We start from the raw sequence: 23,050 nt of genomic DNA, 5'->3' as shown, positions 1-23,050 counted from the left end.
TTTCTGCGTTAGAGTGTAAAACCGTCTTCATCAACTATGCATTAAAAGGGTAAAAACTACCCTTTTTAACAATTGTTTTCGTATTTCTCCTTTCATAAGTTTGTTCTCCTGACATATATTTTCAATACGAACTAAGTTCTTTAGATCTTGGTATCAGGGGATGCACGGAAAAAAGAGTATACATTGGGGGAGAATATGGATACCGACACGATACAACAGATCAAACATATTAGCAGACGATTTGGAGATAAGATTTCAACCAAGGTAGACGAAATCGAATCATTGTGGTTCTCATCGAATGCGAATCCCAGTATCGAAGCAATCAAAGAAATGTTTCGCCTTTCACATACATTGGCCGGTTCAGCGGGAATATTTGGCTATGATACCGTGGGAAAGGTCGCACGTGACTTGACTGAGCTTCTTCGTCCTGCAGTTACCAAGGCAGAAAAAGTCGATAAACATCAGGTTACCCACAAGATTGTCGAATTGAAATCTGTGAGTGAAGTCGAAGTTGTGGTGCTTTCCAAATCTATCGTTGCGCAGCAAATTGATCCAGGTCAGGAAAATCGCTGGCGCAATCTGCTCACTGGTTTAACCATAATGGTAGTTGACGACGATGAAGACGTTCGACAAGTTACCCAGCAGATCGTTGTTCGCCTAGGGGCTTATGTTGTCAGTGCTGATTGTGGGAGAGCCGCAATAGAACGTTTTCGCAGTAGTCGTCCTGACATGATAATAATGGACGTTGTGATGCCCGATATGAGCGGTGATGAGGCGGCTTCTGAAATTAAGAAAATGTCTGATAACAGTTTCCTGCCTATCATTTTTCTTTCTTCCTTGAACGAATCTTCAGTAGTCAGTCAATGTATACAACAGGGTGGTGATGATTTTATCTTCAAGCCTGTTAACGAAGAAGTATTGCGTGCAAAGCTGTTAGCAATGAAGCGTATTCTGCACTACCACCAGGAATTGGAACAATATAAGCGCGAAGCGCAACTGGAGTTTTCGAGTACAAAAGAGCTTTACGACGCGCTTTTTTCTGAATATAAAAAGTCGCTGCCCAATATCGGTGTATGGGAAAAACCGGCAGGTGTCGTGAGTGGCGATGTAAAACTTTTTCGCAAAGTGGCAGGAAATATACTGTATGGCATACTCGGCGATATGACCGGGCATGGTGTCGCTGCGGCGATGGGAAGCATTGTAGTCGCGGAGATTTTTATCGGTATGACAGAAAAGCAATTTGGGATAAAAGATATTGCCCATGAACTGAATCACAAATTGCGTCAGGTATTACCCCGTGGTCACTATTGCGCAGCAATCTTGTTGAGACTTGAACAGGATAGTGGTCGGCTGGAGGTGATAAACTGTGGTTTGCCATCGGCCCATGTGTTGAGCCCTGCGAGTAAACTCTGTCGTTCATTTTCCTCGCGCTATTTACCCTTGGGCGTACAAACCCAGTCATACTCGGAATATTCACCCGAAACCACGCGCATGGGGCAGGATGAAAAACTTCTGATGTATACCGATGGCATAGTGGAACTCGAGATGTGTAATGGCGAGTTCTATAGCGACGAACAGTTAATGCATGACATCTCGCAGATTCCCTCACAAGTGGATATCGTTGACTACATCAAAGAAAAAGTCAGTCGAGAGGCCGATCTGCATCGACAACGGGATGACATTTCGTTGGTGTCCGTGGCGTTAAACTAAGCCAGCAGAATTTTATACCAATGCGCGACGGTTTACTGGCCGGACAGCGGCTAAATCACTTTTGAGAAGCGTTTCTCCGTGTTGTTGCGCAGGTAGCGGTCAAACACCATGCAAATATTGCGTATGAGCAGGTGACCAACCGGCTTGACCTCAATACAGCGTCCACTGATAGAGACCAGTCCGTCACCTTGCATTTGAGTGATTTCCTGTAGCTCGACGGCGAAGTACTCGTCGAAGTTGATGTTGAACTGCTTTTCAATGCGGTCCATATGCAGTTCGAAGTGACAAATCAATTGGGTAATCACTTCGCGGCGTAACAAGTCGTCGGCATTAAGTTCTATGCCACGATAAACAGGTAGTTGGCCGGCATCAATTCGCTCGTAATATTCTTCCAATGTTTTGACGTTCTGACTATACGTATTACCGACCTTGCCGATGGATGTGCTACCTATTGCGATAAGATCACAATCCGCATGGGTGGAGTAGCCCTGAAAGTTACGATAGAGACTGCCTTCGCGCTGGGCTACGGCTAATTCATCGTCGGGCCGTGCGAAATGATCCATACCGATATACACATACCCTGCATCGGTAAGTTTGTTGATGGCATGATGCAGGATGTTCAACTTTTCGTTGGCTGATGGTAAATCCTCGGCGTTGATACGGCGCTGAGGTTTGAACATCTCCGGTAGATGCGCATAGTTAAACATAGACAGACGATCGGGCGAGGCAACATTGATCACCCAATCCAAAGTTTTGTCGAAACGTTCGGTGTTTTGAAACGGTAGGCCGTAAATCAAATCAATGCTCAGTGATTTGAAACCATATTTGCGTGCGTTCTGAACGGCCGCCAGCGTTACCTCATTGGGTTGTATACGGTTGACGGCTTTTTGCACTTGTGGATCGACATCTTGCACGCCAAAACTCATGCGGTTGAATCCGAGTTCGCGCAACAAGGCTATGGTTTCTTCGCTGACTTCGCGTGGATCGATCTCAATCGAGTATTCGCCTGTATCATCATCGCAAAGTGTGAAGTGTTCACGCGTCACGCGCATTAATTCGCGCATTTCATCATGTGAAATAAACGTCGGTGTACCACCACCCCAATGCAACTGCTCGACTACGCGATTGTCGTCAAACAATGCGGCGTGCATCGCGATTTCTTTGTGTACCCGTTCCAGATACGGCGAGGCCTTTTCGCGGCGTTTGGTGACTACCTTATTGCATCCACAGTAGAAGCAAACGGTATCGCAAAAGGGAATATGGAAATAGAGCGATAGGGGAGTCGGTTTTGCGGAAGCACGGCTAAGCGCATTGGTCTTGTCGCACCAGGTGCGATAATCATCTGGACCAAACCCCTCATGAAACTGAACTGCCGTCGGATATGACGTATAGCGTGGCCCCGCTTTGTCATAACGGCGGATAAGATCGAGATCGAAAACGACGGTTTGTTGCATGAGATAATCCTGACTGAAACGCTTAGAAAAGCACCCGTAAATTATAGCGATTTACGGCTTGAGTGGCTATTGAGTTGCTATTTTTACGCTTCCACCCTATTCTCACGCGCATGAAATTGAATTTTGTCAAAATGCACGGCTTAGGCAATGATTTCGTTGTCATAGATGCGATACGGCAGGCGGTCGAGCTCAGCCCGGATCAGATCCGCTGGATTGCTGATCGGCACTTTGGCGTTGGTTGCGACCAACTTTTACTCGTTGAGCCCCCAGGCCATCCCGGCGTCGACTTTCGTTACCGTATTTTCAATGCCGATGGCGGCGAGGTCGAACAGTGCGGCAACGGCGCCCGTTGTTTCGCCCGCTTTGTGCGCGAAGAGGGGCTGACTGAGAAGACGCGCATCCCAGTGGAGACGAATACCGGCGACATCGTGTTAATCGCGGGCGAGGGTGATTTGGTCACTGTAGATATGGGTGTACCGCGGTTTCAGCCTGAGCAGCTTCCCTTTACGGCAGAAAAAGAGGCCGATTTCTACACGCTTGGGCTGGATGATACCGAAATCGATATTGGCGCCGTATCGATGGGTAATCCACACGCGGTATATCGTGTGGAAGATGTCGATACCGCGCCAGTTGAAGAACTTGGTCCGCGAATTGAATCCCATTTCTTGTTTCCGCGCCGCGTCAACGCGGGTTTTATGCAGGTCGTGGATCGTGGGCATATTCGTTTGCGTGTCTACGAACGTGGCGCTGGAGAGACACTGGCCTGTGGCACCGGCGCGTGTGCGGCGGTTGCAGTGGGGCGGCGTTGGGGGTTGTTGGACGAGACAGTGGTCGTCGATTTACCGGGTGGCCAGTTGAATATCCAGTGGCAGGGACCGGGGCATCCGGTAATGATGACAGGGCCGGCCCAAAGGGTGTTTAATGGCACGATTTCGCTATAATTGGCGCATATTTATCTGAGGAGAGTCAGTTACATGACGGTACAAGAGCAGCAGGGAAATCAGGTCAGAGAAATTAAAGTGGCGGACGTCGCCGAGTATCTGATCAAGCACCCGGACTTTTTTGAAAAGCACCCGGATGTACTCAAGCAGCTGGAAGTACCCCATGGCGCCAAAGGTACCATTTCTCTCATCGAGCGACAGGTTGGCGTGTTGCGTCAGGAAAATCGCAATTTGCGCGGTCGTATTCGGGAGCTGGTCGATATTGCCAAGGAAAACGACCAACTGGCTTCACGCATGAATCAATTGAGTGCCGAAATTGTTAAGTCGCAGTCACTCAGCAAGTGTATGCGTGTGATGAAAGAACGTTTGCTCCATGATTTTACGGCAGACGCAGTCTCCATTCGATTGATCGGAAGTTTTAATGGACACCCGGTGAATTCGACGCCGGAATTCGTCATCGAAACACACGAGGCATTGCCGCTATTTGAAACCATTTTGGCGCGCGCCAAGCCAGTGTGCGGTCGCTTCAATCTGCAACAGCTGGAATTTATGTTCGGTAGTGACGGCGATAAAATCAAATCTGCCGCAGTTATTCCGCTCGGTGAAAACTGTCTGGGATTTCTGGTGATAGGTAGCGTGGATCCGGAACGCTTTCGCGCCGGGATCAGTACCAGTTTTCTATCGTATCTGGGTGAAATCGCCGGGGCAGTCGTACAGCGTTTCCGTTAATCCCATGAAACAAACGCCTTCCAGTTGGATAGACCAGTTTCTGGGCTATCTGCGGCTGGAGAAATCCTCGTCCCCGCACACCATTAGCAACTATCGCCGCGATATCGTGGATTTTCTGAGTTATTGTCAGGCGCAAAGTGTAGACGACTGGGCGGCGGTGCGCGCCAGCCACTTGCGCCAATATAGCGCCCACTGTCATCGCAATAAACTCGCCGGAAGAAGTATTCAACGGCGTTTATCAGCCCTTAGCAGTTTTTTCCAGTATCTGATTCGCGAAGGACAGCTGGATGCGAATCCGGTTGCCCCCGTATCGGCGCCCAAGTCCGGAAAACGTTTACCGTCGGTGCTCGACATAGATCAAATGGAGCGCTTGCTGCGCATCGAGGGGGATGACGTCTTATCGGTGCGAGATCTTGCCATTATGGAACTGTTTTACTCTTCGGGGCTGCGCCTGTCAGAACTGACTGGTCTTGATCTTGGTGATGTGGATCTCAACGATGCGATGGTGCGCGTTACCGGCAAGGGCAATAAGACGCGTATCGTTCCCATCGGTCGCCATGCACGGACTGCACTCAGGCAGTGGTTGGATAGTCGGGCGCAATTGGTCGTGGATGATACGCAGGCACTTTTTTTGTCCCAGCGAGGTGGGCGTCTCAGCCAACGCAGTATCCAGTTGCGTCTGCGCGAGTGGGCGATCAAACAGGGGCTGGATGAGCAATTACACCCACATCGTTTACGTCATTCCTTCGCCAGTCACCTCCTGGAATCCAGCGGCGATATTCGTGCAGTACAGGAGCTGCTGGGACACGCTAATTTAAGCACCACCCAAATCTATACCCATCTCGATTTTCAGCATTTGGCCAAGGTTTATGATCAGGCCCATCCGCGGGCACGCAAGAAAAAGTAATATCCATTCTGCGGTTTGGTGTATACCCTGCGCCAAGATGTGAATTCTTTCCAGCCATTCCCTGCAAGACTAAAAAAACCAGGTCAAACATCGGACCGAAGGTGTCGTGATCTACGGAAACGTGTAAAATTCAGGCCTTTGTAACTGCAGAGGATATGGGCATTGGAACAGTACCGTGGAACAACGATTCTGTCCGTACGCCGGGGTGATACCGTGGTTATCGGTGGCGATGGGCAGGTCAGCCTGGGCAATACGGTGATGAAAGGTAATGCGCGCAAGGTGCGCCGCCTGTATAGCGATAAGGTACTGGCTGGTTTTGCTGGTGGAACTGCAGACGCCTTTACCCTGTTCGAGCGCTTTGAGGGAAAACTGGAAAAACACTCTGGAAACCTGGTGCGCTCGGCGGTGGAGCTTGCCAAAGACTGGCGTACAGACCGTGCGCTACGTCGTTTAGAGGCCTTGCTCGCTGTTGCAGATACGGAATCCTCACTGATAATTACGGGTAATGGTGATGTCATTGAACCTGAAAATGGTTTGATTGCTATCGGTTCCGGCGGGCCGTTTGCCCAGTCCGCTGCCAGAGCACTGATGGAAAACACCGAACTCAGCGCGCGTGATATCGTCGAGAAAGGACTGAATATCGCGGCGGATATCTGTATTTATACCAATCACAATCTGACCATCGAAGAATTGAACTGCAAGTAGTTTGAGACGGAAAGTACACTGACTATGTCCTACATGACACCAAGAGAAATCGTCCAGGAACTGGACAAACACATCATCGGCCAGAGTGGCGCCAAACGCGCTGTTGCTATCGCGCTGCGTAACCGCTGGCGGCGCGCCCAGGTGGATGAGTCTCTACGCAACGAAATTACGCCGAAAAATATTTTGATGATAGGACCAACCGGAGTTGGTAAAACCGAGATTGCACGTCGACTGGCGCGATTGGCCAATGCGCCTTTTATCAAAGTCGAAGCGACAAAGTTTACCGAGGTGGGATACGTAGGACGCGACGTGGATTCCATCGTGCGTGATCTAATGGATGTAGCTCTGAAGATGACGCGTGAACAGGAAATGCAAAAAGTACGTTTCCGTGCCGAAGAACAGGCCGAGGAACGCATACTCGATGCCTTGCTGCCACCGGCGCGACGCAGTGTTTTTGATGATACGCCGGCCGAAACCGATGCATCCAGTACACGCCAGAAATTTCGTAAGATGTTGCGTGAGGGCAAGCTCGACGAAAAAGAAATCGAAGTTGATGTGCGCGAACCCAATATTGGCGTAGAAATTATGACGCCACCGGGCATGGAAGATATGACCAGCCAGTTGCAAAGCGTGTTTCAAAATCTGGCTTCCGGTCGCACCAAGTCCAAGAAACTCAAAGTTAAGGATGCGATGAAAATCCTTACCGATGATGAAGCGGCAAAAATGGTCAACGAAGATGAGTTGAAGGCTACCGCGCTACATGCAGTAGAAAACCACGGCATTGTATTTCTCGATGAGATGGACAAAATTTGCAAACGCTCGGAACAAACCGGCGGCGATGTCTCGCGAGAAGGCGTGCAACGGGATTTGCTACCCCTGGTCGAAGGAAGTACCGTCAATACGAAATATGGCATGGTGAAAACCGATCATATTTTGTTTATTGCCTCGGGCGCGTTTCATCTGGCCAAACCATCGGACCTGATCCCGGAATTACAGGGACGTTTACCGATACGTGTCGAACTAAAGGCCCTGACTGTTGAAGATTTCGTACGCATACTCACCGAACCCGATGCCTCGCTAACAACGCAATACAAGGCCTTGATGGAAACAGAAGGATTGAGTTTGTCTTTTAGCACCGACGGTATTGCACGTATTGCCGAGATAGCCTGGGAGGTTAATGAACGTACCGAAAACATAGGGGCGCGACGTCTGCACACGGTGATGGAAAAGTTACTGGAGACGGTATCGTATGATGCGTCTGATCGTAGCGGTGAAACCATCAATATCACCCGCGATTATGTAGAGGAACACTTGGGATCACTGGTCCGCAACGAAGATCTGAGTCGCTATATTTTGTAGCGTCCGGTATTGCGGCATTCATTTTCATACTTTAGATTGAGGACAGGCATGAGTAACAAAAAAGTAATGCCAACAGAAATCAAGCTCCATCAAAAATCCCGTATACTCGAAATGCGTTTTGATGATGGATCGCATTTTGAATTTACCTGTGAGTTTCTAAGAGTCTATTCGCCTTCCGCCGAGGTGCGCGGGCACGGTCCGGGTGAAGAAGTTTTACAACTCGCCAAAGAAGATGTGAACATCGAAAAAATCGAGCCCATAGGGCATTACGCAATCAAGCCGACATTTAGTGATGGTCATGATACCGGTATCTTTTCCTGGGAAGAGCTTTATCGACTGGGCAAACATCAGGACGAATTGTGGGCCGATTATCTTAATCGCCTGGAACAGGCAGGGCACAAGCGCAAATCCTTACACTAGGAGTGAACCATGGCGCACAGTGATAACAACGAGACCACGCATTTTGGTTTCAAGGAAGTACCAGTAAGAGAAAAAGCTGCTCGTGTTGCCGAGGTATTTCATTCGGTGGCGGATAAATACGATGTGATGAATGATGTCATGTCGTTTGGCATACATCGGATCTGGAAGAAGATTGCTATCGAATTTGTGCGCGCCCGTCCCGGGCAACGCATACTTGATCTGGCTGGCGGCACGGGTGATCTTGCGGCGCAAATGTCTCCCCGTGTTGGAAAAGACGGAGAGGTGGTTCTGGGCGACATCAATGCTTCGATGTTGTCTGTTGGCCGCGATCGTTTAACCGATAAGGGAATAATCGGAAACGTTCGTTATGTTCAGGCCGACGCACAGCACCTGCCATTTCCGGATAATTATTTTGATTGCATTACGATTGCCTTTGGTCTGCGTAATGTAACCGATAAGCAAATGGCGCTTGAGTCTATGTATCGGGTGTTGAAACCGGGCGGGAAATTACTGGTACTGGAATTTTCGCAGCCGGTCTTACCTGGGCTAAAAACTGTCTATGATTTTTATTCATTTAAAATTCTGCCAAAAATGGGCAAGCTGGTTGCGGACGACGAAGACAGTTATCGTTATCTCGCCGAATCTATACGCAAACATCCTCCACAGGAAGAACTGAAGGCGATGATGGTGAAGGCCGGATTTGATCGCTGTGATTATCTGAACATGACCGGTGGTATCGTAGCCATGCATCGGGGTTATAAATTTTAATGGATGTGGAGCACAGGGAGTTTGCCAGTTTTTCCCGCAGAGCAGGTGCAACCCTGATAGACACCTTTGTGTATGTTCTAGCATCGGCGGTCATTAATGTGTTGTTGTTTGGTTTGCCCGATGTTTCTGTATTATTTGTCGAAGATGATGTCTATGCCAGTTCCGGTAGTTCGTGGATGGAACAAGTCATCAGCGCGGTGATTACCATTGGTATGTGGATGAAGTTTAAGGCCACACCTGGCAAGATGTTGCTGGACTGTGTTGTTGTCGATGAACGTACGGGTAAGCCGGTGGGGTTCACTCAAGGCGTGATCCGATATCTCGGCTATTTTCTCTCGGTAATTCCACTCGGCCTGGGATTTTTTTGGGTGATCTGGGACAAGAAGCGACAGGGATTCCATGACAAGCTTGCCAAAACCGTCGTGCTATATCACGTCAATCATTTTGGCGAAGACGAGTCCACCAAGCCTTTGCAGCAATTGATCAGGGAAGTTCGATGAAGTTACCGCAGCCTGTTTGGATGAGTATCGAGGTCGCGTTTAATCGAGCGCTGGAACTCGATCAGGATGCGCGTGATCGGTTAGTTGCATTGAGTGGCAAGGTCATCGGCATGGATATACGTGGTCTGGATTTACAGTTGTATCTCATGCCAGGGCTTGATGGTGTTGGTATTGCCGGTGAATGTGACAGCGAAGTCGATGCGTGGCTGAGAGGCGGTCTTTTTTCCTTGATGCATACGGCGATGACCCATGATAGAGATCGTTTTCTCAGCGGCGACGTGGAGATCGAAGGCGATATCCAGCTCGGCCAGAAGGTGCAGAACATACTCAAACATTTTCGTTTTGACTGGGAGGAATTGCTCTCCCGTGGCGTAGGTGATGTGGCTGCGCACCAGCTTGGAAACACTTTGCGCAGTCTTTTTGACTGGGGCAGTACCGCCATTGAATCTTTGGCGCGTGACACCGCAGAATACTTTCAGGAGGAACGTCGTGATATCGTCGGGCGCTATGAACTCGATCAATTCAGTCACGCGATCGATTTATTACGCGCCGATACAGAGCGTATGGAGCAACGCATCAATCGTTTATTGAATAAGGACAAGCCGTGATCCTGGGAATGCGTCAGCTATTACGTTTGATGCATATCAATCGGGTCTTGATGCGTCACGGTCTTGATGAAATTGTCTTTGCCACGCATCTATTTCGGCCGCTACGTTTCTTATCGTATGTTTTTCCGTGGAATTGGTTTCGTCGACACACGCGTACCCGCGGCGAACGCATTCGACTGGCTTTGGAAGAATTGGGGCCAATATTTATCAAGTTTGGACAGATGCTGTCCACGCGTCCCGATTTATTGCCACCGGACATCGCCCAGGAACTGGCCAGGCTACAGGACAAGGTGCCACCGTTTTCTGGTCAGCTTGCACGTCGTTTAATTGAATCTGCCTACGGTGAAAATCTCGATAATGTTTTTCAAACCTTCGATGAAAAGCCATTGGCCTCTGCATCGATTGCGCAAGTCCACCCGGCGACACTAAAGAATGGCCGTGATGTCATCGTCAAGGTCGTTCGTCCCGATATTCGCCCCGTTATAGAGCGGGATATTGGTCTGTTGTATACGCTCGCCGAATTGGCGGAACGCTATTGGGAAGACGGTCGTCGCCTGCGCCCGCGTGAGGTCGTTCGCGAATATGAAAAAACGATCATCGATGAACTCGATTTAATGCGCGAAGCCGCGTCGGCCTCGCAGATTAAGCGCAATTTTGCAGGATCGGATTTGCTCTACATCCCCGAAGTCTATTGGGAGTTATCACGTCCCAATGTGATGGTAATGGAACGCATTTACGGCATTCCTGTAAGCGACGTCAGCGCGCTCAAGGCAGCGAAGGTGGATTTGATCTCGCTATCAGAACGAGGCGTGGAAATTTTCTTTACCCAGGTATTCAAACACAACTTTTTCCATGCAGATATGCATCCCGGCAATATTTTTGTGTCTGATAAGGGGCAGTATATCGCTGTCGACTTCGGCATTGTAGGGACGTTGAATCCTGATGATCAACGCTATCTTGCGGAAAATTTTCTGGCCTTTTTTAACCGCGACTATCGACGTGTCGCTGAGTTGCATGTCAAGTCTGGTTGGGTGCCACCGGAAACACGTGAAGACGAATTCGAGGCCGCTATACGCACGGTGTGCGAACCCATATTCGAGAAGCCGCTAAAAGACATTTCCTTTGGGCAGTTGTTGCTACGTCTTTTTCAAACCGCGCGACGATTCGATATGGAGGTACAACCGCAACTCGTTTTACTGCAAAAGACCTTACTCAATATTGAGGGTCTTGGCCGCGAGTTGAATGAGGATCTGGATCTGTGGCGTACGGCCAAACCATTTCTTGAAAACTGGATGCGCGATCGGATAGGGCCTAAGGCGGTATTAAATTCCATACGCGAAAAATGGCCGTTCTGGCTGGAGAAATTGCCGGAAATGCCTGCGCTACTCTATGACAACTTGCGCTTGTCTCGCGAACAATATCAGCAGCAACAGCATCAGGCGCGACAACAAATTCTATTGCGCAGACAAATTCGACGAATATACCGCAGCGCCTATTATATGGTGTGTGGCATACTGTCTGTGGTTGCGGCATGGTTTTTGTGGAAAACGCCGGCTACCGATTATGTTTTGCCGTCTTTAGCGGCTTTTTGCGTTGTACTGGGGGCGACATTTTTCTTTATCGCGCGTCCGGGTAAGAATTAGCGTCTGCTTTGACTAAGGTCATCGGCATCTTTGTTGTTTTGATCGAATAGTTTCATTCAATGTCTGGGTTACAGGCGTCACAATCCTGGATTGTCGGCATGAAAAAACACCCGCTTCGTCACTATCAATTTCCCTGGCGTAAAGGAAATCGCTTCAAATTACTCATTGACGCAGAGCAATTTTATGCGGCAATGCTTGATGGAATTAAGAATGCGCGTAGCAGCTTATTGTTCGAGATCTATCTGTTTGAGTCAGGCAAGGTCGCGGACCGTTTCCTAAAGGCCTTTGTGGACGCCGCCGACCGCGGAATATGCGTGAGATTAATGCTGGATGATTTCGGGTGTCGTGGCCTGAATAAAGCCGATCGCCAGCGTCTGCAACATGAACACATTCAAATGACATATTACAATCCCGTGAAGCTTGGCGATTTGCGCAGATCGCTGTTTCGCGACCATCGAAAATTGATGATAGTCGATCAGCAAACCGCGTTTCTGGGCGGCGCGGGAATTACCGACGCGTTCGCAAGCGGACATCATCGACAATGGCGAGAAACCATGATCCAGGTCAAGGGGCCATGCGTGCAGGACTGGGTGAGTCTGTTCGCGTCGGTGTGGTCTTTCACGGGCAATGGCGAATTCGTCGAAGATGCGCTAACGAAACCGCGTGAGTATGCCAATGGCGACAATGGGCGTGCCACCTGCACTCATGCACTGGGTGATCATGAAATCAAGCGTAGCCTGCTCAAACGCGTGCGACAGGCAGAACGGCAGATATGGATTAGCACAGCCTACTTTGTACCATCACGAAAAATACGTCGGGCTTTGAAAATAGCAGCGCGAAACGGCATCGAAGTACGACTGCTCTTGCCTGGCAGACATACCGATCACCCAGCGGTACGTCATGCCGGTCGCCGTTTTTATACGCGACTACTCAAGTCCGGGGTCAGAATCTTCGAATATCAGCCACGATTTTTGCATCAGAAAGTCATATTGTGTGACAGTTGGGTATCTATCGGGTCGAGCAATATTGATCGCTGGAACTTTCGTTGGAATCTGGAGGCTAACCAGGAAGTGGAAAGCGACGAATTTTCTGGACTGGTGCAAGCGATGCTGGATCAGGATATGCACGACAGTCAGGAAATTCTATTGCGTGACTGGATACGTCGTGCCTGGTATCGGCGTGTGTTAGAATGGTTTTGGGGTTGGGTCGATCGCTTACTGGACAAGACGTTTCGTCATTGAATATGAGACAACAAATAAAGGGTTTTAAGGGATACCGGCATCTGTTCCTTGTGATTGCCGTATTGATCTCAGTCAATACCCTGCATGCTGAGATCATACCGCCGGACGCGGAATATGGTTGCGCCTGTCTGAATATTTCAAAAACCCGTTCCGTGGATGTGGTTCTCGCCTGTTATACCGATCCACGTTGCTATGATTACCGCACCGAGCTCAAGATTACGCTGCGCTCACTTGGCCGCGATGTGGGCGAGTCTCTGAAACACTATATCGCCCTGGTTAATAATCCGATTCTTGATGTCAAGGAACGACAGGATCTTCTCCACAGAATTGATCTTAGTCGCCATCGGTTGGAGTTGTTGAGAGATGCCATCAACTTTTCCGGGTATGAGGATTTGATCGAACCACTTTACGTGGACTTCGACAACCCTGAAAAAAACTACCATCGTCACTATTACTCTTTCAACGTTGGTTACGAGTACGTTAGTCTTGATACGATTTTCCAGAAGGGTTTTCCTCGTGCCGGTTTTGTCCTCTATCGTCGCTATGGGGAAGCGCCTACTCACAGGGAAGGGTTAGCATTATATGGCTTGCACGCGATAGGTTCGTTGCAGTTGGGGAGTTCCGCTGAACAGGACTTAGAAGGTGGTGCGTCACGACAGGTGCGAAATACTATCGAGGTTAATGCGGAACTGTACTTTCCGTTCTACCACTCCGTTATGCGTCTTGATCGTAGCTTGTCGGATTATATCGGCTTTATTTTCGCCTATGGCACCAGTAAAAGTCAGTTGGAAGCACACGCTAACAGTCGCCTCTACGGCGGATTCCGCAATGCATTCAATCCCGAAACCTACATCGATTTGCTAGTGGGTCGAACTCAAGGTTTGCATTCAAAACGCTTTGAGCTGCGCGCGCACATCCCTGTTTACAAGTTTGAACATGGTTCGCGTATCTTTTTCGGTTCAGTCTTTAATACCGCTTTACCCTGGGAAAAAGACGAAACCGATGAACGAGACGTTTACCGCTTTTATCTTGAATGGAATGCGGATTTCGGTAAGATACTCGAAGGAGTCACATCCGTCGTCGGCCTGTAAAACTGGGAGATAACATGACGTTTGCCCGTGTTTTTTTCATCTGTGTATTTCTTGTTTATACCCCCTTTGCTTTTGCGCAAAAAGACGCAAGACAAATAATCAAAGACGCGATTGACAAGTATCGTGGCGAGACTTCTTACACAGAAATGGAAATGGTAATACATCGTCCCAGTTGGGAGCGATCCATGAGTATGAAGGGCTGGACACAGGGTCTGGACAAGTCATTGGTGAGAATCACCGCGCCGAAAAAAGACGCCGGTGCGGGCAATCTTTTACTCAATGACAATATGTGGAGTTACACACCCAAAATAAATCGCGTTGTTAAGATACCGTCGAGTATGTCCAATCAAAGCTGGATGGGTTCAGACTTTTCAAATAACGATATATCTCGCGCCGACAATATTATTAACCAGTACACACATACTTTGGTGGCTACAGAAAAACACGAAGGCAAGGATCTCTATATTATTGAGTCCGTGCCTCATGACGATGCGCCAGTAGTATGGGGCAAGGAAGTCGTCAAGATTCGTGACGATGATGTTATTCTCGAACATGCCTTTTACGATCAGGATGGCAAACTGATCAAATCCTTGACCACCCGGGAGCTAAAGACTTTTTCCAATAGGACAGTACCATCGATTCAGCGTATGCAGTCAGTGGATAAACCTGACGAATGGACAGAGATACGCATGAAAAATGTGCGTTACGGAATAAGAATTCCCGAGCGCACCTTTACGCTTACAAATTTACGTAACCCACGATAGGACGGCCCGATGGGTTCTATATTCAAACTTGCCTGGCGCAACATCTGGCGTAATCGTCGCCGCACCATACTCACCATGTGCGCAATTGGCTTTGGTGCAACTCTGCTGGTGTTCAGTATTGGTCTTCAGCTTGGTCAGTACGATTTGATGATCTCGGGCTCAGTGCGCGTGTATCAGGGGCTGGCGCAGGTACAAAAGGAAGGCTATCTGGATGAGGCCAAAATGCGTAACAGTATTCCTGGTGCTCAGGCCTTGGCAGAAAACGTACGCAAACATACCGGAATACAGGATGTTTCTGTACGAGCAAATGGTTTTGCCCTGGTGTCATCGGAAGAGCGAACCTATGGTACGGTGGTTGTTGGTGTCGAAACAAAGTTCGAACCGTCCGTCTCTATCATTCCCGGCCTGGTAAAGGAAGGTAGTTATCTGAGTGCCGACGATGCTATGGAAGTGGTGATAGGGCGTAGTCTGGCAAAAAATCTCCGTGTAAAAATCGGAGACGAACTCACCATCATGGGCAGCGGGCGCGATGGCTCTATCGCTGCAAATATTCTCCCCATCGTCGGAATTTTTGAATCGGGTTCGCGCGACCTTGATCGCAGTATGGTGCAAATGCCGATCAAGACATTTCAGGACACCTTTTCCATGGAGGATCACGCCCACGCGATTGTGATTTATCACAAGGATGCGGAATATGCCGAGACACTACGTCAACAACTACAACAGCTTATTACACCGATAGACCAGCAGTTGGTGGCATTGACGTGGGATGAAATTCAACCGGGTATAAAAGAAGGTATCGAGCTGGATTATTCTTCGGGATGGGTGATGTACATCGTGCTGGTCGTCATTATCACCTTTAGTATTATGAATACTTTCCTGATGTCGGTACTCGAACGTACACGCGAATTTGGCATCATGCTGGCGCTGGGTTTCAAACCTCTGAATATCGGCAAACTAGTGATGATGGAGGCCATGTTGTTGACCGTGTTTGCGCTCATCATCGGTACCAGCATTGGGATTGCCATTAATCTCTATTTTTATGTCAACGGTCTGACCTTTGCGGGTATGGAGGAACTGGCTGCGCAATACAATATGCCGGCAACCATAACGCCACAGCTGTCCGCCGAATCTATTTTATTAGGTCCTTTTGTCATCCTGGTGTTCACCTTGATAGCGGCACTTTATCCGGCCTTGAAGATACGGAAGCTAGAACCGGTGGAGGCGATGCGACATATATGACCGATAGTCTGCAACTGATTTTTGCACTGGCCTGGCGCAATCTCTGGCGCAACCGACGCCGTACGCTACTTATACTCTTTGCGATCGTGCTTGGCGTTTGGGCAATGATCGTCACAGCGGCATTTATGCGCGGCATGATCATACAAATGGTCGACGACACGGCGGATAATCTTGTTGGACACATTCAGATTCATCACCCGCTTTATCTCGATGATCCGGTTATTGCCAACAGTTTTTTACCAAATAGTGAACTGTTGGATCATATCGCGAAGGATAGTCGCATTGAGTCATGGAGTGATCGTATTCGACTCCCGGCCGTCGTTGTTAGCGAGAGAGATACAGGTGGAGTCAGTCTTGTCGGTATAGATCCGCAGCGGGAAGCAGCGGTTTCATTTATTGCGGATAGCATCGTCGAAGGGCGCTTTCTTGAGTCTCCCGATGACAAGGGTATCGTGATCGGCAAAGCCCTGGCCGAGCAATTGGAAACCGGTCTGGGTAAACGTCTGGTGTTAATGTCTCAGGATAAAAACAATGAAATTGCCGACCGTGGTGTGCGAGTCGTCGGTATTTTTAAAGCGCCATTGGTGGCGTCAGAGAAGGGCTTTGTTTTTCTGGGACGCAATACTGCGGCGAAAATGCTTGGACTTGAAAACGACGTATCGGAAATTGTTATACGCGTAGTCAACACCGATACGGTTGATCAGGTGCTTGCAGATAATAAGAGCGTGGCAGAAGGTTTGGACATCAAGTCCTGGATGGAAGTAGAGCCGCTACTCGAATTGATGGTCAGCGTCTACGATTCCTCGGCTGTCATCTGGCATTTAATTGTGTTTCTCGCCATGGCCTTCGGTATCGTCAATACCTTACTGATGGCGGTTTTCGAGCGCACGCGCGAATTCGGTCTGTTTCAGGCGCTGGGTCAGAAGCCGCGTTTTATTCTGATGCAAGTATGGCTTGAAGCCATATTAATGTTACTCGTAGGCCTGGTGTTTGGAAACTTGGTGTCCTGGTTGACGGTACTGGCTATTGGTGACGGTATTGATGTTTCGGCCTTTGCCAGTTCTATGGAGTTGATGAATCTTTCGAATATCATTCCGGTCATCATTGTCTTCAAAGATTTGTTGGTGGCCAATATCACAGTGATAATTCTCGGTATGTTGACTGGGCTGTATCCCGCCTGGCGCGCCTCTAAACTCGTCCCTGCGGACGCATTGACAAGGGTGTAAACGTGGACAAGGTTGTTATTTGCAGAGATGTAAAGAAGGTCTTCAAACAGGGAGAGATCGAAGTACATGCGCTGAGCGATATAGATCTCGAAATTGAGCGTGGAGATTTTGTGTGTATGTCCGGGCCCTCCGGGTCGGGCAAATCAACCCTGCTTAATGTTATCGGAGGCCTGGATAAGCCCACCAGTGGGGAAATCACCGTCGACGGAGAGCGCGTCGATCTGCTGCAAAAGGCAAAGCTCGCGAATATGCGCCTGCATAAAATCGGTTTTGTTTTTCAGGCCTATAATCTGATTCCGGTTTTGACGGCGCAGGAAAACGTCGAGATGGTAATGCAAATGCAGGGCATACACAAACACGAGCGTAAGGAAAGGTCATACGCTATTCTCAAGGAAGTCGGCCTTGAAGGTTTGGAAACGCGAAAGCCACCAGAGCTTTCCGGAGGGCAGCAACAACGTGTCGCGGTAGCGCGGGCAATCGTTTCAAAACCAAGTATCGTGCTCGCGGATGAGCCGACGGCAAACCTGGACTCCGTAACCGCCAGTAATCTGCTTGATTTGATGTTGCAAATGAACAAGGAGCACGGTACCACGTTTATCATTTCCACCCACGATCCCATGATCATGGAGCGTGCGCGGCGTCTGGTTAAATTGCACGATGGGCGAGTGGCTTCGAACCAGGCACAGAATGGCCGATGAAGAGACAAGTCTTTCTTTTTGTACTTTTGTTTTTCTGCATCACGTCGGCTAGCGCCCAATGGGAAAATAAGGCGTCGATCAAAACACGCGTCATGCACTACTCCTTCCCCGAGCACTCGCCATTGTCTGGAGAAACCTATTCCATTATCAGTGCGCCGATTCGTTTGATGACACAAAAAGACTGGTCCAGCATCAGTGCAGCCGTTCATTATGATTTTTTATATTTCTTTTCTGTCCACCAAAACTTTCCCGGCGGTGAACCCGTTGACGATAATTTTTTTGATTTAACAGCGATAGTCAGTGATCAGGGCAAGCAGTTATTTTTGCATCGGCTCGATCGTCTTTTTCTCCACTATCGCGGCGAAAGGCTTTCAGCAAAATTCGGCAGACAGGCCCTGAGCTGGGGACATGGTCTGATGTTCCAGGTAATGGATATGTTTAATCCCTTTTCACCGGTTGCGCTGGATACGGATTACAAGAACGGCACCGACATGTTATCCAGCGAATGGTTGTTTGATAATGGCGATGATGCACAGGGTTTGTTTGTTCCCCGCCGTGAAGCTGATAACACCGGCTGGGACATTAGCGGCTCTTCTTACGCGATTAAATATCACGCCTTACTCGTGGATACCGATGTGGATATCCTGGTTGCCAGACATCGGGAAGAGGAGGTGGTCGGCGTTGGCTTTGCCCGACCGGTGAAGCAGTCGATGTGGCGCCTGGATGTAGTTATGAATCGAAACGCTACTACCGGAACACACAATGCGCTGGTGACAAACATAGATTACTCCTGGGTGTGGTTCGAGCATAATTTCTATGGGTTTGTCGAATATCTTTATGATGAAAAAGGTGCGCGTGAGCAGGGTGACATAACACTCATCGGTAAGCATCTGTTTGCCACCTCGGTGCGCATGGAATTACATCCCTTAGTCAATGCATCTGTCGGCACCATTGCCAATCTTGAAGACCAAAGTGGTTTGGGTTTGTTTTCACTACACTATGACTGGATGCAGGATTTTTCGCTCAGCGGTAGTATCACCACACCTTTTGGCGCAAAAGATTCCAGTTTTGCCGGACCGATGTCTACCAATAGCATTTTTCAGTTGCAGTTAAGCGCCTATTTTTAGCATGTCTCAGGCTTGGGAGAGTCAGAAAAAGCCTTATCCCGCATGTAAGAGTTAAGTGTTTTCTCTTGTTGTCTTGCGTACAATAACTCCCCAAACTCTACTCAATAAACATAAAACACCAGCATTTCGTGGGGAACATAGAATATGGATCGTCGTCTGTTTATAAAGGCAGGCGTCTCGGCAGCGGCCTTCGTCAGTTTTGCGGGTATGACGGCCGGTTTTTCTCGCCGTGCCGAAGCCGCCACCGCCGAGTTCAATCTGCTCGCATCACCTGTTGATTACCAGTTATCGGGCCTCAATCCGCCGGTGACTATACCTATGTGGCAGTGGGTGGATATCACCAACCCTGGGCCGCCGCTGTCTACTGTACTGCGAGTACTGGCCGGCGATACGGTTGTTATCAATGTTACTAACGCTTTGGCGGTAGACATAAATCTGGTCATCCCTGGCCTTATCGACAACGCGCCCCCATGCGCGCCGGGCGCAAACATTACCTATACCTTTACCGCACCGACGACGCCGGGCAGTTATGTTTTTCGCGACGGCCAGAATGGTTATGTTGGTAGCGCGATGGGCCTGGCCGGTGGATTGGTAGTCATGCCCGCCGATGGCAGTATGAATCTCCAGGGTGGCGTCGCTTATAATCGCGACCACACCTTGATACTTGGCGAGGTGGATAGCCGTCTTAACGCCGCAATCGCCACAGGCGGCAGTTATAATATCCAGAATTACGAGCCCAATTTCTTTTTTGTAAACGGGCGTGTCTATATCCGAGACGTGTCCAAGGTTGAGCTTCAAATGGCGATGGGAGAGAACGTCGCCTTTCGTCTGATCAATACCGGCCTAATTTATTATCCGATGCACTTCCACGGCTATCATGTCAGTGTGATTACCCGTGGCGCGGCACCGGAACCACTTGTACGAGACAAAGATACGGTAATGGTACAGCCCGGCGAAACCGTCGAAGCCATACTAAATGTCAATCAGCCAGGTTTGTATCCCTTGCATACTCACTACCTGCCAGGCGTCACCAATAATGGCGTTTATGCGGGTGGTGGTTTAATCATTATGAATGCGGCCTAGGAGTCTGTATGCAGGACATCAACGAACAAGAAGAGTTGAATACTGATCGTCGCAAGTTGCTTGGTGGATTTGGATTACTGTCAGGTTTAATTAGTGCCTGCTCTGAAACCATGCCCCATACTCGTAACGGACAGGAACAAGTCCTCGATCCGCGTTGTGGATGTATGCCGCCAGGTGCGACACCGCCAACAACGCCACCTGCCGCGCCACCGGCGGGAGCGCCTGCGGCGCCCGGAACAGGAGCAGTGGCTCCGCAAAATCCGGCGCAGTTAGGTAGTGCGTTTAGCAGTATTGGGCCATCGGCGGCAACGCTGACTGTATCCGATATGATGACCGGCGGTATCACCTTGTCTGATGGTGCTGTAGTACCGGCATGGTCATTTGCCAGTGGCGGCGCAGGGTTTAATGGCGATCGTCTGATGCCGGGACCGGTCGTGGAGTGTCTTGAGGGCGCGCCGATGGCTTTGACACTCTCGACTATGATGGCGCACACCATACACCTGCATGGACTGGATGTGGATACCGCCAATGATGGCGTGCCTTCCACTTCGTTTTACGTGGTCGGCACCATGATGGGTGGGCCTATTCCACCAAACATGTTGCCCCCAACAATACAAAACGATGCCGCACGGGCTTCACCTTTTACCTATAATTTCACCCCGCGTTTCGCCGGAACCTATATGTATCACTGTCATGTCGATACGGTGTTGCACATGGAAATGGGGATGTGGGGTACGATAATCGTACGTCCAGCCGATGGTAGTCGCAATACCGTGTGGACTGGCGGGCCCACGTTTAGCAAAGAATATGTCTGGCATCTTCACACCATGGACACCACTTGGCATAGTCAGACGCAAAGCTCTTCGCTTACTGCCAGATATCACCCCAATTATTTCATGATCAATGGCAAAGACGGAGCCAATCTGTTGACCGACCCCGCGACAGTGCTGACTGCCGCTGCCGGGGAGCGTGTGTTGTTACGTCTGGTTAACCCCGGATATCTGCCGGCAATGGTAAACCTTGGCAATCAACTGTTCGAAGTCGTCTCTTCGGATGGCCGGCCGTTGGTAGCGCCGATGATGACTACAACCTTGCTGGTTGGCCCGGGAGAGCGTTACGATGTTATTCTTAGCATGCCTGCAACGGCGTCGGCAGCAACAGTGAGTTACTACAACATCACGGGCTTATCGATATTGGGCTCAGCGACTACGTCTATTACACCCGCCTAGAATTTTCCGTAACTTTTGTTTTTCTTTTGTGATAAAAGCGGAACCCTGAAAAGGGCTCCGCTTTTTTTTGCGTGTAATTGAGTCTTATTTGCGTTTACTTTTTTTCTTTTAAATTGTCAATCAATTTGAACTTCTTTGTGTGTATCTCCTCTAAATATTTAACAAGAGCTGTATAAAAACACAGTCTGATTATTAAACCAGTTAATAGAATCTTGGGGAGAGAGAATGATGAACGTTAAATCAGTTGCTATGATGGTAGCGGTGTTGGGTCTGTCAGTATCCATGTCGGCTTCTGCGGGCATGATGGGCATGATGGGCATGCGAGGTGGCACCGGCGCGTTAGCTAATAATACGGTTAACGCAAATAACACGGCAAACGCAGTAAGAAGTGTTGGCATGATGGGGATGTTTGGCAATAACGTAAACAGTGTTAACAGCGTAAACCAAACACTGAGTGTCAATAACCTGGGCGTAAACAGCAACGGCGTTAGAATGATGATGGGTGCGCGGGGAATGGGTCGCCGCTAATCGAAAATCCGGTCTGATAAAAAAACGAGGGTTCGCCCTCGTTTTTTTATGTGTGTGGGCTTTGCGCGCGTGTACCTTTGCGGTATGGTTGACGCTTTCTGTTGTCGTATATGGTTATGTCTAGCATCTTGCTAATCTCAATAGCGTTGTTGTGTCTGTTTGCCTTAGGCCCACGGATTCGTATAGATACCGATGTATCCACACCCACTATCCCCGACGATGTGGAGAGCTACATCAATGACAGCGAAGCTCTGGTGGCGAATTTACGCCCTGGATGCGAAAAAAAGATCGTGTGGGCCGACCCTGAACAGAAGCAGCAGACGGAATTTTGCGTAGTTTACTTGCATGGATTTTCTGCCACGCGTCAGGAAGTCGCACCTTTGTGTGATGAGCTTGCCGAATCTATCGGCGCCAATCTGTTTTATGCGCGTTTGTCCGGTCACGGACGAGATGCCGAAGCCATGCGTGAAATGTCAGTCAACCGTTTATTGCAGGACGGTGTAGAGGCCCTGGTGATTGGTCGGTGTCTGGGCAAAAAGATTATTATCGTAGCTAATTCCACCGGCGCAACATTGGGCTACTGGTTGGCCTTGCATCACGGTTCGGGCATACACCGTCTGATATTCCTCTCACCCAATTTTGGGCTCTACCAACGCTCTTCGGAACTGTTGTTACTACCATGGGGGAAACTGATACTCTATCTATTGGTTGGCAAACACTTTCGATATGAACCACAGAACGCGTTGCAGGCACGCTACTGGAGTTGCGAATTTCCCAGCGTGGCGATGTTGTCCATGATGGGTTTGATTAAACTGGCGCGACGCTCTGCTATTGATAAAGTGAAGCAACCCTTGTTATTACTCTATTCACCCAGTGATGGGGTGTTGAATGTATCAAAGATAGAAAGATACGCCCTGGGGAAGGGAGAAGGGTATAAAAAAGTGATTCAAATGCCATCAGCGGGTAGTGGAAAATCCCATGTGTTGGCGGGTGATATACTTGCGCCAAATAATACGGAGAAAGTAAAACAAGCCGTTCTGGATTTCTTGCGGGAGTTGCAAAATAGCGACTAAACGC

23 protein-coding genes are annotated in these 23,050 nt (G+C 49.2%); 22 read left to right on the top strand and 1 reads right to left on the bottom strand.

The features are described 5' to 3' along the window. Positions 1 to 195: 195 nt before the first annotated feature. A complete protein-coding gene (locus OEZ43_12010; protein MDH5546309.1) occupies positions 196 to 1,710 on the top strand; it encodes a SpoIIE family protein phosphatase in 1,515 nt (504 codons plus the stop codon). A 50-nt stretch (positions 1,711 to 1,760) separates the two neighbouring features. Here OEZ43_12010 and hemN read toward each other — a convergent pair whose 3' ends face one another. Further along, complete coding sequence (hemN, locus tag OEZ43_12005) at positions 1,761 to 3,164, bottom strand: oxygen-independent coproporphyrinogen III oxidase (protein ID MDH5546308.1); 1,404 nt, start codon at positions 3,162 to 3,164, stop codon at positions 1,761 to 1,763. A 110-nt stretch (positions 3,165 to 3,274) separates the two neighbouring features. On the opposite strand from hemN, the gene dapF reads away from it, so the two are divergent. The 21 genes from dapF to OEZ43_11900 all read left to right on the top strand — a co-directional run bounded on the left by dapF (position 3,275) and on the right by OEZ43_11900 (position 23,046). Continuing rightward, positions 3,275 to 4,105 (top strand): diaminopimelate epimerase, encoded by an 831-nt coding sequence (dapF, locus tag OEZ43_12000; GenBank protein MDH5546307.1) that lies wholly within the window; start codon positions 3,275 to 3,277, stop codon positions 4,103 to 4,105. A gap of 33 nt (positions 4,106 to 4,138) precedes the next feature. Then, positions 4,139 to 4,834 (top strand): DUF484 family protein, encoded by a 696-nt coding sequence (locus tag OEZ43_11995; GenBank protein ID MDH5546306.1) that lies wholly within the window; start codon positions 4,139 to 4,141, stop codon positions 4,832 to 4,834. A gap of 4 nt (positions 4,835 to 4,838) precedes the next feature. Beyond that, positions 4,839 to 5,741 carry a tyrosine recombinase XerC gene (gene xerC, locus OEZ43_11990; protein MDH5546305.1) on the top strand — a complete coding sequence of 301 codons (903 nt, stop codon included), beginning with the start codon at positions 4,839 to 4,841 and terminating at the stop codon, positions 5,739 to 5,741. Positions 5,742 to 5,903: 162 nt separating this feature from the next. Next, positions 5,904 to 6,446 carry an ATP-dependent protease subunit HslV gene (hslV, locus tag OEZ43_11985; GenBank protein MDH5546304.1) on the top strand — a complete coding sequence of 181 codons (543 nt, stop codon included), beginning with the start codon at positions 5,904 to 5,906 and terminating at the stop codon, positions 6,444 to 6,446. A 24-nt stretch (positions 6,447 to 6,470) separates the two neighbouring features. After that, on the top strand, positions 6,471 to 7,805 hold the full coding sequence (gene hslU, locus OEZ43_11980) for an HslU--HslV peptidase ATPase subunit (GenBank protein MDH5546303.1): 1,335 nt from the start codon (positions 6,471 to 6,473) through the stop codon (positions 7,803 to 7,805). Between the two features lie 48 nt (positions 7,806 to 7,853). Then, positions 7,854 to 8,225, top strand: a complete 372-nt coding sequence (locus tag OEZ43_11975; protein ID MDH5546302.1) for a DUF971 domain-containing protein — start codon at positions 7,854 to 7,856, stop codon at positions 8,223 to 8,225. Positions 8,226 to 8,234: 9 nt separating this feature from the next. After that, the gene (gene ubiE, locus OEZ43_11970) at positions 8,235 to 8,993 is read left to right on the top strand and encodes a bifunctional demethylmenaquinone methyltransferase/2-methoxy-6-polyprenyl-1,4-benzoquinol methylase UbiE (GenBank protein ID MDH5546301.1); all 759 of its coding nucleotides are present in this window, start codon (positions 8,235 to 8,237) and stop codon (positions 8,991 to 8,993) included. Continuing rightward, a complete protein-coding gene (locus OEZ43_11965) occupies positions 8,993 to 9,493 on the top strand; it encodes an RDD family protein (GenBank protein ID MDH5546300.1) in 501 nt (166 codons plus the stop codon). Before ubiE ends, OEZ43_11965 begins: the two co-directional genes overlap by 1 nt. Beyond that, positions 9,490 to 10,101, top strand: coding sequence for an SCP2 sterol-binding domain-containing protein (locus OEZ43_11960; protein MDH5546299.1), 612 nt, complete (start codon positions 9,490 to 9,492; stop codon positions 10,099 to 10,101). The genes OEZ43_11965 and OEZ43_11960 overlap by 4 nt, the downstream gene beginning before the upstream one ends. Next, positions 10,101 to 11,744 carry a ubiquinone biosynthesis regulatory protein kinase UbiB gene (gene ubiB, locus OEZ43_11955; GenBank protein MDH5546298.1) on the top strand — a complete coding sequence of 548 codons (1,644 nt, stop codon included), beginning with the start codon at positions 10,101 to 10,103 and terminating at the stop codon, positions 11,742 to 11,744. Before OEZ43_11960 ends, ubiB begins: the two co-directional genes overlap by 1 nt. A gap of 98 nt (positions 11,745 to 11,842) precedes the next feature. After that, complete coding sequence (locus tag OEZ43_11950) at positions 11,843 to 12,985, top strand: phospholipase D-like domain-containing protein (protein ID MDH5546297.1); 1,143 nt, start codon at positions 11,843 to 11,845, stop codon at positions 12,983 to 12,985. Positions 12,986 to 12,987: 2 nt separating this feature from the next. Next, a complete protein-coding gene (locus OEZ43_11945) occupies positions 12,988 to 14,076 on the top strand; it encodes a hypothetical protein (protein MDH5546296.1) in 1,089 nt (362 codons plus the stop codon). 14 nt (positions 14,077 to 14,090) lie between these two features. After that, positions 14,091 to 14,840 carry an outer membrane lipoprotein-sorting protein gene (locus OEZ43_11940; GenBank protein ID MDH5546295.1) on the top strand — a complete coding sequence of 250 codons (750 nt, stop codon included), beginning with the start codon at positions 14,091 to 14,093 and terminating at the stop codon, positions 14,838 to 14,840. Between the two features lie 9 nt (positions 14,841 to 14,849). Then, complete coding sequence (locus tag OEZ43_11935; protein MDH5546294.1) at positions 14,850 to 16,082, top strand: ABC transporter permease; 1,233 nt, start codon at positions 14,850 to 14,852, stop codon at positions 16,080 to 16,082. Then, positions 16,079 to 17,308: an ABC transporter permease gene (locus OEZ43_11930; protein ID MDH5546293.1), complete on the top strand. Its 1,230-nt coding sequence runs from the start codon at positions 16,079 to 16,081 to the stop codon at positions 17,306 to 17,308. Before OEZ43_11935 ends, OEZ43_11930 begins: the two co-directional genes overlap by 4 nt. Before the next feature lie 2 nt (positions 17,309 to 17,310). Next, on the top strand, positions 17,311 to 18,006 hold the full coding sequence (locus OEZ43_11925; GenBank protein ID MDH5546292.1) for an ABC transporter ATP-binding protein: 696 nt from the start codon (positions 17,311 to 17,313) through the stop codon (positions 18,004 to 18,006). Beyond that, positions 18,003 to 19,133 carry a DUF1302 domain-containing protein gene (locus OEZ43_11920; GenBank protein ID MDH5546291.1) on the top strand — a complete coding sequence of 377 codons (1,131 nt, stop codon included), beginning with the start codon at positions 18,003 to 18,005 and terminating at the stop codon, positions 19,131 to 19,133. Before OEZ43_11925 ends, OEZ43_11920 begins: the two co-directional genes overlap by 4 nt. Before the next feature lie 144 nt (positions 19,134 to 19,277). After that, on the top strand, positions 19,278 to 20,216 hold the full coding sequence (locus OEZ43_11915; GenBank protein MDH5546290.1) for a multicopper oxidase domain-containing protein: 939 nt from the start codon (positions 19,278 to 19,280) through the stop codon (positions 20,214 to 20,216). 8 nt (positions 20,217 to 20,224) lie between these two features. Next, a complete protein-coding gene (locus OEZ43_11910) occupies positions 20,225 to 21,445 on the top strand; it encodes a multicopper oxidase domain-containing protein (protein ID MDH5546289.1) in 1,221 nt (406 codons plus the stop codon). 225 nt (positions 21,446 to 21,670) lie between these two features. Continuing rightward, a complete protein-coding gene (locus OEZ43_11905; GenBank protein MDH5546288.1) occupies positions 21,671 to 21,973 on the top strand; it encodes a hypothetical protein in 303 nt (100 codons plus the stop codon). Positions 21,974 to 22,089: 116 nt separating this feature from the next. Next, complete coding sequence (locus OEZ43_11900) at positions 22,090 to 23,046, top strand: alpha/beta hydrolase (GenBank protein ID MDH5546287.1); 957 nt, start codon at positions 22,090 to 22,092, stop codon at positions 23,044 to 23,046. Positions 23,047 to 23,050: the final 4 nt, after the last annotated feature.

It is taken from the genome of Gammaproteobacteria bacterium (genome assembly GCA_029881255.1).
GTDB lineage: Bacteria > Pseudomonadota > Gammaproteobacteria > S012-40 > S012-40 > JAOUMY01.
This window is presented reverse-complemented; position numbering and strand designations above follow the sequence as displayed.

Bases quoted from the DNA above. Each gene is read 5' to 3' on its own strand.
- OEZ43_12010 (MDH5546309.1), top strand. From the start codon at position 196: ATGGATACCGACACGATACAACAGATCAAACATATTAGCAGACGATTT.
- hemN (MDH5546308.1), bottom strand. From the start codon at position 3,164: ATGCAACAAACCGTCGTTTTCGATCTCGATCTTATCCGCCGTTATGAC.
- dapF (MDH5546307.1), top strand. From the start codon at position 3,275: ATGAAATTGAATTTTGTCAAAATGCACGGCTTAGGCAATGATTTCGTT.
- OEZ43_11995 (MDH5546306.1), top strand. From the start codon at position 4,139: ATGACGGTACAAGAGCAGCAGGGAAATCAGGTCAGAGAAATTAAAGTG.
- xerC (MDH5546305.1), top strand. From the start codon at position 4,839: ATGAAACAAACGCCTTCCAGTTGGATAGACCAGTTTCTGGGCTATCTG.
- hslU (MDH5546303.1), top strand. From the start codon at position 6,471: ATGTCCTACATGACACCAAGAGAAATCGTCCAGGAACTGGACAAACAC.
- OEZ43_11975 (MDH5546302.1), top strand. From the start codon at position 7,854: ATGAGTAACAAAAAAGTAATGCCAACAGAAATCAAGCTCCATCAAAAA.
- ubiE (MDH5546301.1), top strand. From the start codon at position 8,235: ATGGCGCACAGTGATAACAACGAGACCACGCATTTTGGTTTCAAGGAA.
- OEZ43_11965 (MDH5546300.1), top strand. From the start codon at position 8,993: ATGGATGTGGAGCACAGGGAGTTTGCCAGTTTTTCCCGCAGAGCAGGT.
- OEZ43_11960 (MDH5546299.1), top strand. From the start codon at position 9,490: ATGAAGTTACCGCAGCCTGTTTGGATGAGTATCGAGGTCGCGTTTAAT.
- OEZ43_11950 (MDH5546297.1), top strand. From the start codon at position 11,843: ATGAAAAAACACCCGCTTCGTCACTATCAATTTCCCTGGCGTAAAGGA.
- OEZ43_11945 (MDH5546296.1), top strand. From the start codon at position 12,988: ATGAGACAACAAATAAAGGGTTTTAAGGGATACCGGCATCTGTTCCTT.
- OEZ43_11940 (MDH5546295.1), top strand. From the start codon at position 14,091: ATGACGTTTGCCCGTGTTTTTTTCATCTGTGTATTTCTTGTTTATACC.
- OEZ43_11935 (MDH5546294.1), top strand. From the start codon at position 14,850: ATGGGTTCTATATTCAAACTTGCCTGGCGCAACATCTGGCGTAATCGT.
- OEZ43_11930 (MDH5546293.1), top strand. From the start codon at position 16,079: ATGACCGATAGTCTGCAACTGATTTTTGCACTGGCCTGGCGCAATCTC.
- OEZ43_11920 (MDH5546291.1), top strand. From the start codon at position 18,003: ATGAAGAGACAAGTCTTTCTTTTTGTACTTTTGTTTTTCTGCATCACG.
- OEZ43_11915 (MDH5546290.1), top strand. From the start codon at position 19,278: ATGGATCGTCGTCTGTTTATAAAGGCAGGCGTCTCGGCAGCGGCCTTC.
- OEZ43_11910 (MDH5546289.1), top strand. From the start codon at position 20,225: ATGCAGGACATCAACGAACAAGAAGAGTTGAATACTGATCGTCGCAAG.
- OEZ43_11905 (MDH5546288.1), top strand. From the start codon at position 21,671: ATGATGAACGTTAAATCAGTTGCTATGATGGTAGCGGTGTTGGGTCTG.
- OEZ43_11900 (MDH5546287.1), top strand. From the start codon at position 22,090: ATGTCTAGCATCTTGCTAATCTCAATAGCGTTGTTGTGTCTGTTTGCC.